We start from the raw sequence: 13,308 nt of genomic DNA on the forward strand, positions 1-13,308 counted from the left end.
AATATCCTTGAGATTAAACCAAGAATAGTGATTTTTCACGTTTTAAAAGTGCTTATTTTTTATGAAGTGCATTTTTGATTGATAAATTGTTTTTATGAATTTCTGATAAGAGCTATTGACCTTTAAATTTATAAGTTCTATTTTGGAACTAACATGTCTAACATTGTGCTTCTTATTTTCTGTTCATGTCTATATTAAGATTGATCAAAATAAGAATGCTAGAAAAATAAAATCAACAGGAGCGCCAAATGGTCGCCTTACGTTATCAGCAGATACCTCTGCAATTTCTGTTTGAACATCAAGCAACGTTAGTAGGATTGGGCAAGATCGGGTTGCGAAGTATTGCTAAAAAGAAAGTAGCCACAGTGAATTGGCAAGCTTTAGCTCCGATTACGGAAATTATTGATCCACCAAGTACTAAATTGATTGAGCACTATATTCAATGGAGTGGTGCAGCACCTAATAAATATAACAACTCAATCCCCGCGCATATGGTTTCACAATGGGGATTATCGTTTGCGACACGATTATTATTGCAAACCAGTTATCCATTGAGCCAAGTGATCAATCAAGGGGTAAGTTTGACGATACATGGTGAGCTTCCTCGAAATGAAAAGCTCATGGTTCAAGCCAAAATTTCCCAGGTTGACGAACGCAATGGTCTCGCTAGAGTTTCGGTGCAGATCAAAACAGGGACAGTCATCGAACCAGAGTTGATTGAAGCCGTATTGCATATGGCATTTATTTTGCCAAATTTCAAAAAGATGAAACGTACTGAAAAGGTAGATCAAAAAAATTGGCAAACTTTAGGGCAATGGTCAGCAACAGCTGATGATGGCTTTAAATTTGCGCTATTAACGGGTGATTTCAATCCAATACACTGGGTTGGATCACTTGCAAAACTATCGAGTTTTGATCAGAAAGTTTTGCATGGTTTTGGCGTGTTTGCTCGTAGTTTTGAGTTTCTGCCTGAGTCTACAAAACAAATCGATATCCGATTTTTAAAACCTGTGAAATTGCCGTCTAGGCATAATAGAGTTGAGATCAGTACGGAGCAAGATCAATACTTTGTTCGAGTTGTTGGTTCTGAAGGTCAGATTTGTTTAATGGGACAATTTCAATAAAAAATTGGGGAAATAAAAATGACAAACTCAGCTGTAAGACAAGATGTGACGGCATGTATTCTATGCTCACGTAATTGTGGTTTAAGTGTCGAAATTGAAAATAATCAATTCAAAAAAATTAAGGGGGATGAGCAACATCATTTTTCCCAAGGTTATATTTGTCAGAAAGCCGCGAGATTACAGCATTATCAACAACATGCTGATCGCTTAACCTCACCATTAAAACGACAGGCAGATGGTTCATTCACAGAGGTTACATGGGAACAAGCGATTCAAGAAATTGCTGATCAGCTTGTCCATATACGAAATACCTATGGTGGAACTGCATTTACATCGGTGGGTGGCGGTGGTCAGGGCAATCATTTGGGTGCTGCTTATGGTCGTCAATTGCTATATGCCATGAAAAGTTTTTATGCGTATAACTCTTTGGCGCAAGAGAAAACAGGTGATTTTTGGGTCAATGGTCGTTTGTTTGGTAGTCAGGCATGTCATACCACTGAAGATGTCGAGTATGCAGATTATGTGCTCTTTATTGGGACGAATCCGTTTCAAGCACATGGCATTCCTAATGCACGAGATACGCTAAAACATATTAAGAAAGATCCAAATCGTACCATGGTGGTGTTTGATCCGCGTGTCACCGAAACTGCAAAACAGGCAGATATTCACGTTCAATTAAAGCCTGGAACAGATTCTTATTTAATGTCTGCCATGATTGCGATCATGTTGCGTGAAGAGTTATATGATCAAGCATTTATTCAACAACATACGCATGGCTTTGAAGAAGTAAAGAAAGCTTTTCTTGCAGTTCCAGTCGAACAATATATTCAAAAAGCAGATGTTTCCGTGGAACTGATTTATCAAATCGTGCGTGATTTTGCCAAAGCCAAAAGTGGCTGTGTGCGGATTGATTTAGGGATTCAACACACCTTAAATACGACTTTAAATGGCTATTTAGAAAAGCTTTTGTATTTATTGACTGGGAATTTTGGCAAACAAGGCACTAATAATTTACATACCATGTTTGTCCCAATTCTCACCAATACCGATGAGCGAAATCCTAAATATCGCCGTACGGTTTATCATAAAATGTTCCCAATCTCTGGATTTTTTCCACCGAACATTTTGCCAGATGAAATTTTAAAAGCGGGTGATCAGCGTGTTCGTGCGGTGTTTGTCGATAGTTGCAACCCATTACTCACTTATGCGGATACGGCAGCATATGAGCAGGCGTTTCAGTCTTTAGATTTGTTGGTGGTTGTGGATGTCGCAATGACTGAAACAGCACGTTTAGCGCATTATATTTTGCCTGCGCATAGCCAGTTTGAGAAATGGGAGTTCACGGGATTTAACTTAGAATTTCCTAAAAATGGTTTCCATTTACGTCATCCCTTATTCAAACCACAAGGGAATACCTTACCTGAAGCAGAGATTTATACACGCTTACTGGAAGCAATGAAGGTCATTCCTAAACAATTTCCAATTTTAAGCAAAATTGCTGAAAAAGATTCGGACAAAACAGCTTTTCTTGCTTATTTCACTGTATTGGCGGCAAGCTTTGCAAAAAATAAGAAACAGATTCCTTTTGCCGCTTCAATTGTTTATCGAACCTTAGGTAAAACATTGCCTGACGATGCTGCATCAACTGCTTTGTTATTACCTTTATGTATGCAATACGCTGCTCAGCACTATAAGGCGGTGAAACAAGCAGGATATCTAGGTAATCGTTTGAATCTAGGTGTGAAACTATTTCAAGCAATTTTAAAACAACGTTCAGGGATTGTGTTATCTCAACATGAATACGATGACGTTTGGAGTTTGATTGCCTATAAAGATAAAAAAATCCGTTTGGCTATTCCTGAGATGTTGATTGAGCTGGCTCAGTTAAAACAGCAAGCTGCAAAATTGAGTGATAGTTTCCCATTTATTTTATTGGCAGGCGAACGCCGTAGTTATAATGCCAATCAAATTTATCGTGACCCTGCTTGGCGCAAAGTGGATGCGGAAGGACGTTTGAGAATGAATCCTCATGATGCTGCTGATTTTGGTGTGGAAACAGGTCACACATTGCAATGCGTATCTGAACATGGAAACATTCAAGTCGTTGTTGAGTTAGATGAAGGAATGCGTCAAGGTGTGGTGTCATTGCCTCATGGTTATGGAATTCGTTACCGTGATGGTGAACCAATTGGGCCACAACTGAATCGGTTAACCTCCACAGAACATTGTGATCCATTGTCGAAGACGCCATATCATAAATATGTACCTGTTCGATTAGAACGGGTAGATGCTTAAGTGAGTTGACTATTTTGCACCACATTATTCCTAAATTTCATTTCTGTGGTCTAAAGTGGTGCGATGTCAATACAACAAAAATACGCAAGACATTGTGTATTTTCATGAGTAGATTGAAAGAGTTGTCTATTTGAACGAATAAACTACTGAGCACTTAACTGGCTTTTAATACTGGAATAATTATTGCTATATTAAAACTTCTACGTTTGGGCAAAGAACAAGAATGCACGCTACTTGTGCTTAGACGAAGAAAAGTGTTCCCAAAATGAGTGCATATGATGAAGCATGAGAGCCCTGAAACGATGTTACCGATCTTGCAAGATCAGTATGGTCGTATTAAGCGTAAGTTACGGATTTCTGTAACTGATCGATGCAATTTCAAATGCGTTTATTGTATGCCTGAGCATCCAGAATGGATGAAAAAACAAGATTTATTGAGTTTTGAGGCTTTGTTGGTCTTTTGCCAATATATGGTTAAGCAAGGCATTGAAAATATCCGTATTACAGGTGGTGAACCTTTGATGCGTAAAGGTGTGGTTCATTTTATTCGTGATTTACAAAGCCTAAGAGCAATTGGCTTAAAGCGAATCTCGATCACGACCAATGGTCATTATCTGGCTAAATATGCAGAACAATTGAAACAAGCAGGTTTGGATGATTTAAACATTAGTTTGGATAGTCTGGATGCTGATCAATTTAAACAACTTACGAAAAAAGATTTAGCACCTGTGTTGAGTGGTATCCAAGCCGCGCAACGTGTGGGGCTGCCATTTAAAATTAATTGTGTGCTGATCAAAGGACAAAATGAAGATCAGATTTTGCCAATGGTGAATTGGGCGAAACAACAGAACATTCCACTGCGTTTTATTGAATTTATGCCTTTAGATGGTGATCAGCATTGGACTGATCAAGCTGTGGTGAGTGAAGCAGATATTTTGGCGCAGTTACAACCTCATTATGACATTCATGTTTTGCAACAACAGCATGAGCCAGCGCGTCAATACCGTTTAGATGATCAATATACGATAGGTATTATCTCAACGATTACCCATTCATTTTGTGGCGACTGCGATCGGATTCGATTAACGGCTCAAGGTGAATTATATAACTGTCTATTTGCTCAACAAGGTTTAAATATCAAACCTTATCTACAACGAGCGATCAAAGAAAAAATGTTTCAACAACTTGATCAGCAGATTAAGCCTTATATTTGGCATAAGGCAAAAGGTTATCATGCAATACAGAATCAACATGTACGTAAAATCAGTATGCACATGCTGGGTGGTTAGTTAAAAAAGGTGGTCTAAGGAAAATATGCAAACCATTGAAATCAAAATTGAAGCTTTTGGCGCGATTGAGCGCTTGTTACCAAAGGCACTTGCATTTGAGTTTGCAGCAGATCAACAGGTTCAAGATGTTTTAACACATATCGTTGGATTATATCCTGATGCAGCACTTGCCATGGAAAAATGTGCATGTGCAATTGGCGAAGATATTGTGACAAGACAAGTTTCCTTGCCGACATCATGTACCCTTGTTTTATTATCACCCGTAGCTGGAGGATGAAAAATGCGTGAGTTCGCCAGAGTTCAAGATCAGGCTTTAAGCTTGGATAGTTTTGATCCGATTCAAGATTTTCCTGAATGTGGTGGTGTCGATGTTTTTATTGGCACAGTACGCAATCACCATGAAGGTAAAGCCGTTAAGGCATTGAAATATACCTCTTATACGCCTGTTGCTGAAAAAATGATTCGTGAAATCGAACAAGACGTAAAAGCTAAATATTCAGAAGTCTCTTATGTTCGCGTGATTCATCGTATTGGTTATTTGGATGTAAGTGAAACAGCGATTATTGCAATTGCATATGCCGCACATCGCCGTGAAGCGTTTCAAGCCTGTGAAGAGGCCGTTGAACGTGTCAAGCATGAAGTTCCGATTTGGAAAGAAGAATTTTTCATGGATGGAACGAGCCAATATGTTGAAGGCTGCTGTATTCGGAAAGATGCAACCGAGCAAACAAGTTCTTCGTTAGCTAAAGAAGAAAAAAGTGCAAAACATGCACATCATCACCATGAACATTGTGCACATACACACGATTAAGTCTTAGGAAGTAAAAATGAAAAATGTAGGGATGAAACCCGAAAGTTATCGTGTTGCAGAAGCACAAGCAATTTTATATGCACCATCACATTGTATTCAGTTACTTCGCGATGGAAATACCGAAAAAGGTGATGCTCTTAAAACAGCACGTATTGCAGGTATTTTGGCGGCAAAGAGAACAGATGAGCTGATACCGCTTTGTCATCCATTACCGATTTATCGTGCGGATATTGATTATACGTTGCAAGATGATCATGTGCTGATTTTAGCCACTGTTGAAACGATTGGGCCGACTGGCGTTGAGATGGAAGCACTGACAGCGGCGAGTCTTGCTGGTTTAACCATTTACGATATGCTAAAACCACATTGTGAACCTGATGAGTTGTGTTTAGATCAATGTAAACTACTCAAGAAAAAAGGCGGAAAATCACATTTTAAACGAATGCTACGTCAGCCTGTTTCTGCGGCAGTCATTGTGTTATCTGATACGGTCGCAGCGGGGCGTAAACCAGATACCGCTGGAAAATCTGTGGTTGAAACCTTGACTGAGGCGGGTTTTGATCCGATTCATTATCAAATTTTGCCTGATGAATCTGACCAATTAAAAGATTTAGTTTTACAGTTAACAAAATCCTATGCTTGCGTTATGACTGTTGGTGGCACAGGGATCGGTAAGCGCGATATTACTGTGGACACATTAGAACCATTACTCGAACGTAAATTGGATGGTTTGATGGAAGCAGCGCGTGCATTTGGACAAAAACGTACCCCTTATGCTGCCATGTCGCGTGGAGTTGCAGGATTTATTGATCGTTCATTAGTTGTGACCTTGCCGGGAAGTCGTGGTGGTGCAAGTGAATCAATGGCTGCGATTTTGCCTGCCTTGGTACATATCTTTGATGTTTGTCGTGATCTACCGCATCCAGGAGGATATGAATAATGTCGGGATGTGGTGCTGAGAAAGGTCTCATAAGTATTGATGAAGCACTTACCTTAATGCGGTCAACACCTCAAACATTAATGACAGAGACATTACCTTTAGGAGAATGTCTCAATCGCTACTTAGCTCAAGATGTTTTCTCACCTGTTGATTTGCCAAGTTTTTCACAAAGTGCTGTAGATGGTTATGCATTACATACGACTGCTGAGCAGCTTCAAGACAGTGTATTTCATGTGATTGGCGAAATTAAAGCAGGGAGTGATGCTGAACATCGACTTTTAGATGGGCAGGCGATTCGTATTTTTACGGGTGGTAAAGTGCCAGAGGGGACGACGCATGTTGCACGACAAGAGATTGTTGCGATTGAGTCGGATCAAAAAATTCGTTTAGTTGAACACATCAAGCCACAAGCAGATATTCGTTTTACTGGTGAAGAAGTTCAGCTTGGACAAACACTTGCTGAAGTTGACCAGAAAATCAATATTGGTGGATTAGCTGCTTTAAGCATGGCAGGTGTTCAACAACTCAATGTATTTAAAATCCCTAAAGTGGCTGTGGTGATCACGGGTGATGAAGTCGCTGAAACACCAGATGATCTCAAAGCAGGTAAAGTCTTTGATGCCAATGGTCCACTTTTAAAAGCATGGTTTAAAGACTATGGACTAGAGGTTGAAATCTTACATATTGCTGATGAAGCCTCATTGGTGACTCAGTGTTTTGAACGTTTAAAACAGCAATTCGATGTGATTATTACCACAGGTGGTGTCTCTGTCGGTGATTACGACTTTGTTCGGCCATGTGCGTTTGAAACAGGGTTCGAGCAAATTTTTTGGAAAGTTAAGCAGAAGCCGGGGAAACCACTATTTTTTGCTGAATATAAGCACAATCTACACCACTGCTATTTATTAGGTTTACCGGGGAATCCTGCTGCGGTTTACGTTTCAATGCAGGTTTATGGCAAAGTTTTACTTGATGCGTTGCAAAATCAACGACAAGACATCCAATGGTTTAATGGGATTTTAACCCATGATCTTAAGTCGGATGCGCGTGAACGATTTTTAAGAATGCATGCTTATTTTGAACACGGCCAGTTAAAGTTGAAAAGTTTAACGAAGCAGCAATCTCATATGTTAAGTAATTTGATGCAGGCAAACTGTTTAGTGCGAATTCCAGCAAATGAAATGCTAGAGGCAGGTCGCGAATTATCTGGATTGTTTATTATCAGCTGATTGATTTCCATCAAGTTATCGAATCGATACATTTTTGGTATTTTTAGCCAAGTACCAATATTGCATCTGATAGCAAAGGTGGTTTAGTGTATATTTTATATTGTTTAGATTCTAAACATTACGGTTCAAGACATGGAAGATGTCTTTTTAAAACTTTAAAAATAATCAGGTGATAATAATGAAATGGGAAGAAATTGGTGATCAGCCGTGTTCTGTCGCGAGAACACTTTCAGTTTTGGGTGATCGTTGGACAATGTTAATTCTGCGGAATGCTTTTATGGGTGTACGCCGTTTTGATGATTTTCAACGTAGCTTAGGATTGACGCGGCATGTTCTCTCTGAGCGTTTGAAGCGTTTAGTCGAACATGAAATTTTAGTCAAAGTTCCTTATGTACAGCGCCAAGAACGTTTTGAATACCAACTTACTGAAAAAGGTTTGGATTTATATCCAATTATCCTTGCGATGGTGCAGTGGGCGGATAAATGGATGGATCTAGGAATGGGGAAGCCGCTTGAATTTACTCATAAAAGCTGTGGAAAAAAAATTAATCCTAAAGTAGTTTGCTCCGAATGTAATGATCCGATTCATGTTCAAGATGTGCGCGTAGCCGCTGGACCGGGATATTTTGCCTTTGTTGAACAAAAGCAAAAAACAGCTTAATTTATAATGGATATTGTTCTATTTCATGTTTTATAGCATGAGATAGGACTTCAAAAATTTTTGGATTTTGGCATTGTGCAACATTGAAGCGGATAAAGTTTTGATATTGTTGACTCTGACTAAATGCATTTCCAGGGGCTAAAATAACACCTTGTTCAAGACATTTTTGTGCGATATGAGAACTGTCTAAATGTTTATCCAATTCACACCATAAAAAAATACCTGCTTGTGGTTTAAGCCAAGGCTGAATCCCTAATTTTTCTAAATTTTTAATGGTAAAATCCATCGCTTTTGCAAGCCGTATTTTTAATTCCTCTAAATATTTACGATAACTTCCATCTGTAAGTGCAATATACAGAATTTCAGCGGATAGATGATTACCTCCAAAACTTGTCGCAATTTTAATATCAGTCAAATCATTAATCCATTCTGACTTACTCGCGATATAGCCAGTCCGTACAGAACCAGATAATGTTTTTGAAAAACTACCGATCTGTATTACACGAGATAGACCATCTAATGTAGCAAGACGAGGGGCTGGATTTAATTCAAGATCAGCGAAAATATCATCTTCAATCACAATGAGATTGGAGTTCTCAACCAATTTTAAAACTTGATATGCAGTTGTTGGTGTTAATACAGCACCTGTTGGGTTGTGTATACCTGAGTTGGTGATGTAGAGCCGAGGATTATGGGTCTGGATTGCTTCTGCAAATGCATCTAAATCAGGCCCAGTTTGAGTATATGGGATACCAATGATCTGAATTTGATGAACTTTGAGTAAAGCATGGAAATTGAAATAACAAGGATCATCGACTAAAACCACATCATTTGGTTTAAGAAAATAACGACAAATTAAATCAATTGCTTGTGTCCCTGAATCCGTCAGTAAGATTTGTTCAGGCAATGCTTCAATGCCTTTGTTCAAGATTCTGCGAGAAATTAATTCTCGAAGTGACTTTAAACCAAGCGGTGTTGAGTAATCTGTCAGGATATTGGCATGGGTTTTCGAAACCGTTCTGATGGCTTTGCGTATATTTTCGTGTGGCATCCAGTCGTCTGGTAGCCAACCACAGCCCGGCTTTAAAACATTGTGTTGCGCTTCTAAAGATTGTCTAGAAATCCAAAGTGGATCAATCGTTCTGTCGATTATTTTAGGATGGATTTCTGAGATAGATAAAGGAGCTAAAGGTGCCGAGACAAAAAAACCAGAACCTGTTTTGGATTCAATCATGCCTTTGGCAGCGAGTCTTTCATATGCTTCGACGATTGTTGATATAGATAGATTGAGAGTTTTGGCTAAAGCACGCACGGAAGGAAGCCGTGAGCCTGTGGTTAATGACCGCGTCTTAATTTGTTCGTTGATATGCGATACCACAAAATCTATTTTTGTATTTTTCATCAATGATCTCAACTGTATTGGTTTATATACCAATACAGTTATTTAATATTGTACTGTATTGTGTATGGTGCAATTACCTTATCACAGTTTAAATTCTCCATATAGGTTTGGAGAATATATATGAAAGCGATACGTGATGGTTGGTTGAATGGGCTTGTTGGCGTAGTGATATTTGCAGGGTCGCTACCAGCTACTCGAGTTGCCGTGATGGATATGAGTCCAACTTTTTTAACTGCTGCGAGGGCGGCTATAGCTGGTGTTTTAGCATTATTTCTCCTCATACTGTCTCGACAAAAATTACCCGAAAGACAAGACTGGCTTTCTCTCTTATATGTTTCGATAGGTGTTGTTGTCGGATTTCCACTCTTTACCGCACTTGCTTTACAGTATGTGAGTGCGGCGCACACCATCGTTTTTATTGGTTTGTTGCCATTGGCTACGGCTATCTTTGGTGTCATTCGTAGTGGAGAAAGACCAAGTTTAATCTTTTGGTTATTTGCTATTTTTGGTGCTTCTCTTGTTTTTGCTTTTATGTTGTTTCAAACGCAAAGTTGGTCATTTAACTATGGTGATTTTTTCATGTTGGTGGCAATTTTACTTTGTGGTTTTGGTTATGCAGAAGGAGGGAAACTGTCAAAGCATTTAGGTGGTTGGCAAGTGATTTGTTGGGCTTTGTTAATAACACTTCCGATCATGTTATTACTCTCATATTTGTATTTACCTACAAATTTTCAGTTGATTCCTGTACAGGCAAAATTGGGGTTAGCTTATGTTTCGATTTTTAGTATGTTGATTGGTTTCTTTTTTTGGTACAAAGGCTTGGCACAAGGCGGCATTGCAACGGTTGGTCAATTGCAGTTGCTTCAACCGATTTTTGGGCTTGCAATAGCAGCTGTCCTCTTGCACGAGCAAGTGAGTGTTGCAATGTTTATGGTAACCATTGCAGTAATTGTTTGTGTTGCTTGTGCAAAGAAATTTGCTTGAAAATGATATTTATAAGCAATTTGCGGGTTTAGGTACACCAGCAAGTCGACTTAAATGACGAGCGACTAAACCTGTATTGAATCTTTGTTGCAGCTCAGTATTGTTGATTTCAGGACTCACAGTTTTCATTAAAAACTTGATCAACGGACGAGTTGCTGGCGAATGACCATACTGCTGATAGAATTGACGAACAGCATTAAGCACCTCAATGTGCCATTCTGTTAATTCCAAATCCAAAGATTTAGCGAGTTCTTGTGCAACTTCTTGATTCCAAATGGTGTAATCCACCAAATGACCATCTTGATCCAATTCTAATTGCATAAAATAGCCTAAGTAAATTTTAAATTAACTTCATATTTCTCTATTTCAAAGAAATAGAACGCTCGAATTGTAAAACTAAATCTGCAAATTGCGAATATTCGATGATGCTCATTCGATCTTTTACTGAGTCATTGAGTAGGCTTTGTTCGTTACTTAAACAGTAGATATGAGAAAAAGTAGCCAAGATATTCTCAGGAATGTGAAGTAATGCTTCACCCATTACAACAATAGAATCATTGGCTTGAGCCATCAGAGGCAACTCAGTCCAAATTTTATTTAAATTAGCATAGGGTGCTTGAACAAGAAAAAGAGTGTGCTTTTGCATAAATGACCTTACCAATATAAAACATGGTCAAATGATTGAATAAACTCAGGTTGAATGTTGATAAATTCAATTTCCTGATCAGTATTTTTTACAATTGGTAGTGCCTGATTTTTAGTTTCAACTAATATTGGCGTTAGGTCGTAAAATTCAAAACTTTCGACCATATTGGCAGCGATTTTAAACGCGAATTTCAATTGATCGAACTCTAATTTATTGTCCAATAAACTGAGTGCAGCATCTTTCAATAATACTTTGACAGAAATACCAAAGGTTGCTAAAACCATAGTTGCAGACAAACTTTCATTGATCTGCAAACTAGTTAAATTGGGCTGCGTTAGGATGACGAGTACAGATTTCACACAATTTACCTTTTTAAAGCAACACTCTATTAAAAAACTTGAATTAAAATTGAATTAAACGAGAACAGCTTTGCACAGCATTAGCAAGCTCTCCAAGTCCAACCAACTCAAAACTTTGAGCTAGGTTGTGGTGTTGAAGTGAATGACGTTGTGCATTGCTGGCATCAGTGATACCCCGTGCAAGGGCAGCACTGACACAGACAGGGAGTCGAATGCCGAGCTTTTGCCATTCTTGTTTTAAGTTGCGTTGATCATCAGGATACCACTGTAAATCATTCGCAACATGAACACCGTCTTGGTAAAAGAAGACACGAAATTCCTCATGCTTATTTTGCAGGGCTTGTGCTAAACCAAATGCATGCCAAGCCATAATCGAAGTAGGTGCTGAGGTAATTAATAGTAGTGTACTCATTGAACATTCACTATGGTCGCGAAGACAAAACGATGATGGATATATTAAAAAGAAGGTAAGTATACAATGATTTTGGTGACAGGTGGTTTAGGCTTTATCGGTTCACATATTGCTTTGAGTCTATTGGCCCGCGGTCAAGAGATCGTCATTGTTGATAACTTAGCCAATTCGACTTTGCAGACTTTGGAGCGTCTAGAATATATTTCTGGAATGTATATTCCATTTGCGAAGCTTGATGTAAGAAATACGCCTGCTTTAAATAAAGTTTTTGAACAATATTCAATTGATACCGTGATTCACACAGCGAGTTTTAAATCACTGGAAGAATCTAACTTAAAACCTCTTGAGTACTACAATGACAATGTCAGCAGTATTATGAGTTTACTTCGCGCAATGCAGCGAATGGGGGTTAGGCAACTCGTTAATCTCTCTAGTTTAGCTGTTTATGGAAAATCTGATGCTGAACTGACTGAAGAAACTGAATTTAATTATAACTATCCAAATCCATATGTTCGTACGCAACAAATGGTAGAAAATATTATCACGGATACCTATAGAGTTGATCATGAATGGAAGATTGTGAATCTCCGTTTGTCCAATATCGTCGGCGCATTTGAGCACGGTGTATTGGGTGAATATGTTACTCAACTTCCTAAAAATATTGTGCCTCTGGCTTTACAAGTTGCAGCAATGCAACGTGATTGTATTGAATTACAAAATCAAGCAGAGACGGATGATGGTACTGTTGAGCGGAGTTTTTTACACGTCCTCGATGTTTGTGATGCTGTATTAGCAACATTGAACTGGTTTACGAATCAGCAAGGCTGTTTGGAAAATTTTAATATTGCACATGATCAAATGACTTCGATACAAGCACTTTTGGACGAGGTTGCTAAAGTGACTCAAACAGAGGTACGCGTGCAACCTGCAGTTTATCAACATCAGGAACTAGCTCAACTAGGTGCAAAAATTGAAAAAGCCGAACGCATTTTAAATTGGTCGCCAAAAAGGCCTTTAAGTCAGATGATTGAAGATGAGTGGCGTTTTTATCTGAATACATTAAAAGGTAATTAAGATAATGATTCTTATTTACATTAATGCGTGGTTTAATTAGGATAATAACTATCCATTAAATATTCCAATAAATTTTTAATGG

At 38.6% G+C, this 13,308-nt stretch carries 15 protein-coding genes; 10 read left to right on the forward strand and 5 right to left on the reverse strand.

Annotated features, from left to right (window positions below; translation table 11 throughout):
* The first annotated feature begins 248 nt into the window (after positions 1-248).
* The 8 genes from F959_RS08870 to F959_RS08905 all read left to right on the forward strand — a co-directional run bounded on the left by F959_RS08870 (position 249) and on the right by F959_RS08905 (position 8,349).
* Positions 249-1,124, forward strand: coding sequence for a MaoC/PaaZ C-terminal domain-containing protein (locus tag F959_RS08870; RefSeq protein WP_004879293.1), 876 nt, complete (start codon positions 249-251; stop codon positions 1,122-1,124).
* Between the two features lie 18 nt (positions 1,125-1,142).
* A complete protein-coding gene (locus F959_RS08875) occupies positions 1,143-3,419 on the forward strand; it encodes a molybdopterin-dependent oxidoreductase (RefSeq protein ID WP_004879294.1) in 2,277 nt (758 codons plus the stop codon).
* A 269-nt stretch (positions 3,420-3,688) separates the two neighbouring features.
* Complete coding sequence (gene moaA / locus F959_RS08880) at positions 3,689-4,708, forward strand: GTP 3',8-cyclase MoaA (protein WP_373278692.1); 1,020 nt, start codon at positions 3,689-3,691, stop codon at positions 4,706-4,708.
* A 25-nt stretch (positions 4,709-4,733) separates the two neighbouring features.
* Positions 4,734-4,985 (forward strand): MoaD/ThiS family protein, encoded by a 252-nt coding sequence (locus F959_RS08885; protein ID WP_004879296.1) that lies wholly within the window; start codon positions 4,734-4,736, stop codon positions 4,983-4,985.
* A gap of 3 nt (positions 4,986-4,988) precedes the next feature.
* Positions 4,989-5,519 (forward strand): molybdenum cofactor biosynthesis protein MoaE, encoded by a 531-nt coding sequence (locus F959_RS08890; RefSeq protein WP_004879297.1) that lies wholly within the window; start codon positions 4,989-4,991, stop codon positions 5,517-5,519.
* 16 nt (positions 5,520-5,535) lie between these two features.
* Entirely contained in the window at positions 5,536-6,459 is a 924-nt protein-coding gene (gene moaCB, locus F959_RS08895) for a bifunctional molybdenum cofactor biosynthesis protein MoaC/MoaB (RefSeq protein ID WP_004879299.1), read from the forward strand.
* Entirely contained in the window at positions 6,459-7,688 is a 1,230-nt protein-coding gene (locus F959_RS08900) for a molybdopterin molybdotransferase MoeA (protein WP_004879301.1), read from the forward strand. The genes moaCB and F959_RS08900 overlap by 1 nt, the downstream gene beginning before the upstream one ends.
* A gap of 178 nt (positions 7,689-7,866) precedes the next feature.
* Positions 7,867-8,349, forward strand: coding sequence for a winged helix-turn-helix transcriptional regulator (locus F959_RS08905; protein WP_004879302.1), 483 nt, complete (start codon positions 7,867-7,869; stop codon positions 8,347-8,349).
* A 1-nt stretch (position 8,350) separates the two neighbouring features.
* On the opposite strand, the gene F959_RS08910 is transcribed toward F959_RS08905, so the two are convergent.
* Positions 8,351-9,751: an aminotransferase-like domain-containing protein gene (locus F959_RS08910; RefSeq protein WP_004879305.1), complete on the reverse strand. Its 1,401-nt coding sequence runs from the start codon at positions 9,749-9,751 to the stop codon at positions 8,351-8,353.
* Between the two features lie 120 nt (positions 9,752-9,871).
* Here F959_RS08910 and F959_RS08915 point away from each other — a divergent pair, with 120 nt between their 5' ends.
* Positions 9,872-10,735 carry a DMT family transporter gene (locus tag F959_RS08915; protein WP_004879306.1) on the forward strand — a complete coding sequence of 288 codons (864 nt, stop codon included), beginning with the start codon at positions 9,872-9,874 and terminating at the stop codon, positions 10,733-10,735.
* Between the two features lie 9 nt (positions 10,736-10,744).
* On the opposite strand, the gene F959_RS08920 is transcribed toward F959_RS08915, so the two are convergent.
* Genes F959_RS08920 through tusD form a run of 4 tightly spaced genes read right to left on the reverse strand, consistent with a single transcriptional unit; the run spans position 10,745 to position 12,152 of the window.
* On the reverse strand, positions 10,745-11,056 hold the full coding sequence (locus F959_RS08920; protein ID WP_004879307.1) for a TusE/DsrC/DsvC family sulfur relay protein: 312 nt from the start codon (positions 11,054-11,056) through the stop codon (positions 10,745-10,747).
* Between the two features lie 40 nt (positions 11,057-11,096).
* Positions 11,097-11,381 (reverse strand): hypothetical protein, encoded by a 285-nt coding sequence (locus F959_RS08925; RefSeq protein ID WP_004879309.1) that lies wholly within the window; start codon positions 11,379-11,381, stop codon positions 11,097-11,099.
* An 8-nt stretch (positions 11,382-11,389) separates the two neighbouring features.
* Positions 11,390-11,740 (reverse strand): hypothetical protein, encoded by a 351-nt coding sequence (locus tag F959_RS08930; protein WP_004879310.1) that lies wholly within the window; start codon positions 11,738-11,740, stop codon positions 11,390-11,392.
* 43 nt (positions 11,741-11,783) lie between these two features.
* On the reverse strand, positions 11,784-12,152 hold the full coding sequence (gene tusD / locus F959_RS08935; protein ID WP_004879312.1) for a sulfurtransferase complex subunit TusD: 369 nt from the start codon (positions 12,150-12,152) through the stop codon (positions 11,784-11,786).
* Positions 12,153-12,218: 66 nt separating this feature from the next.
* Here tusD and F959_RS08940 point away from each other — a divergent pair, with 66 nt between their 5' ends.
* On the forward strand, positions 12,219-13,226 hold the full coding sequence (locus F959_RS08940) for an SDR family NAD(P)-dependent oxidoreductase (protein WP_004879313.1): 1,008 nt from the start codon (positions 12,219-12,221) through the stop codon (positions 13,224-13,226).
* Positions 13,227-13,308: the final 82 nt, after the last annotated feature.

It is taken from the genome of Acinetobacter venetianus RAG-1 = CIP 110063 (genome assembly GCF_000368585.1).
GTDB classification, from domain to species: Bacteria; Pseudomonadota; Gammaproteobacteria; order Pseudomonadales; family Moraxellaceae; genus Acinetobacter; species Acinetobacter venetianus.

Excerpts from the sequence above, each read along its gene's own strand:
- F959_RS08910 (WP_004879305.1), bottom strand. The coding sequence starts at position 9,751 with ATGAAAAATACAAAAATAGATTTTGTGGTATCGCATATCAACGAACAA.
- F959_RS08870 (WP_004879293.1), top strand. The coding sequence starts at position 249 with ATGGTCGCCTTACGTTATCAGCAGATACCTCTGCAATTTCTGTTTGAA.
- F959_RS08925 (WP_004879309.1), bottom strand. The coding sequence starts at position 11,381 with ATGCAAAAGCACACTCTTTTTCTTGTTCAAGCACCCTATGCTAATTTA.
- moaCB (WP_004879299.1), top strand. The coding sequence starts at position 5,536 with ATGAAAAATGTAGGGATGAAACCCGAAAGTTATCGTGTTGCAGAAGCA.
- F959_RS08905 (WP_004879302.1), top strand. The coding sequence starts at position 7,867 with ATGAAATGGGAAGAAATTGGTGATCAGCCGTGTTCTGTCGCGAGAACA.
- F959_RS08875 (WP_004879294.1), top strand. The coding sequence starts at position 1,143 with ATGACAAACTCAGCTGTAAGACAAGATGTGACGGCATGTATTCTATGC.
- F959_RS08915 (WP_004879306.1), top strand. The coding sequence starts at position 9,872 with ATGAAAGCGATACGTGATGGTTGGTTGAATGGGCTTGTTGGCGTAGTG.
- F959_RS08885 (WP_004879296.1), top strand. The coding sequence starts at position 4,734 with ATGCAAACCATTGAAATCAAAATTGAAGCTTTTGGCGCGATTGAGCGC.
- F959_RS08920 (WP_004879307.1), bottom strand. The coding sequence starts at position 11,056 with ATGCAATTAGAATTGGATCAAGATGGTCATTTGGTGGATTACACCATT.
- F959_RS08940 (WP_004879313.1), top strand. The coding sequence starts at position 12,219 with ATGATTTTGGTGACAGGTGGTTTAGGCTTTATCGGTTCACATATTGCT.
- tusD (WP_004879312.1), bottom strand. The coding sequence starts at position 12,152 with ATGAGTACACTACTATTAATTACCTCAGCACCTACTTCGATTATGGCT.
- F959_RS08900 (WP_004879301.1), top strand. The coding sequence starts at position 6,459 with ATGTCGGGATGTGGTGCTGAGAAAGGTCTCATAAGTATTGATGAAGCA.
- F959_RS08890 (WP_004879297.1), top strand. The coding sequence starts at position 4,989 with ATGCGTGAGTTCGCCAGAGTTCAAGATCAGGCTTTAAGCTTGGATAGT.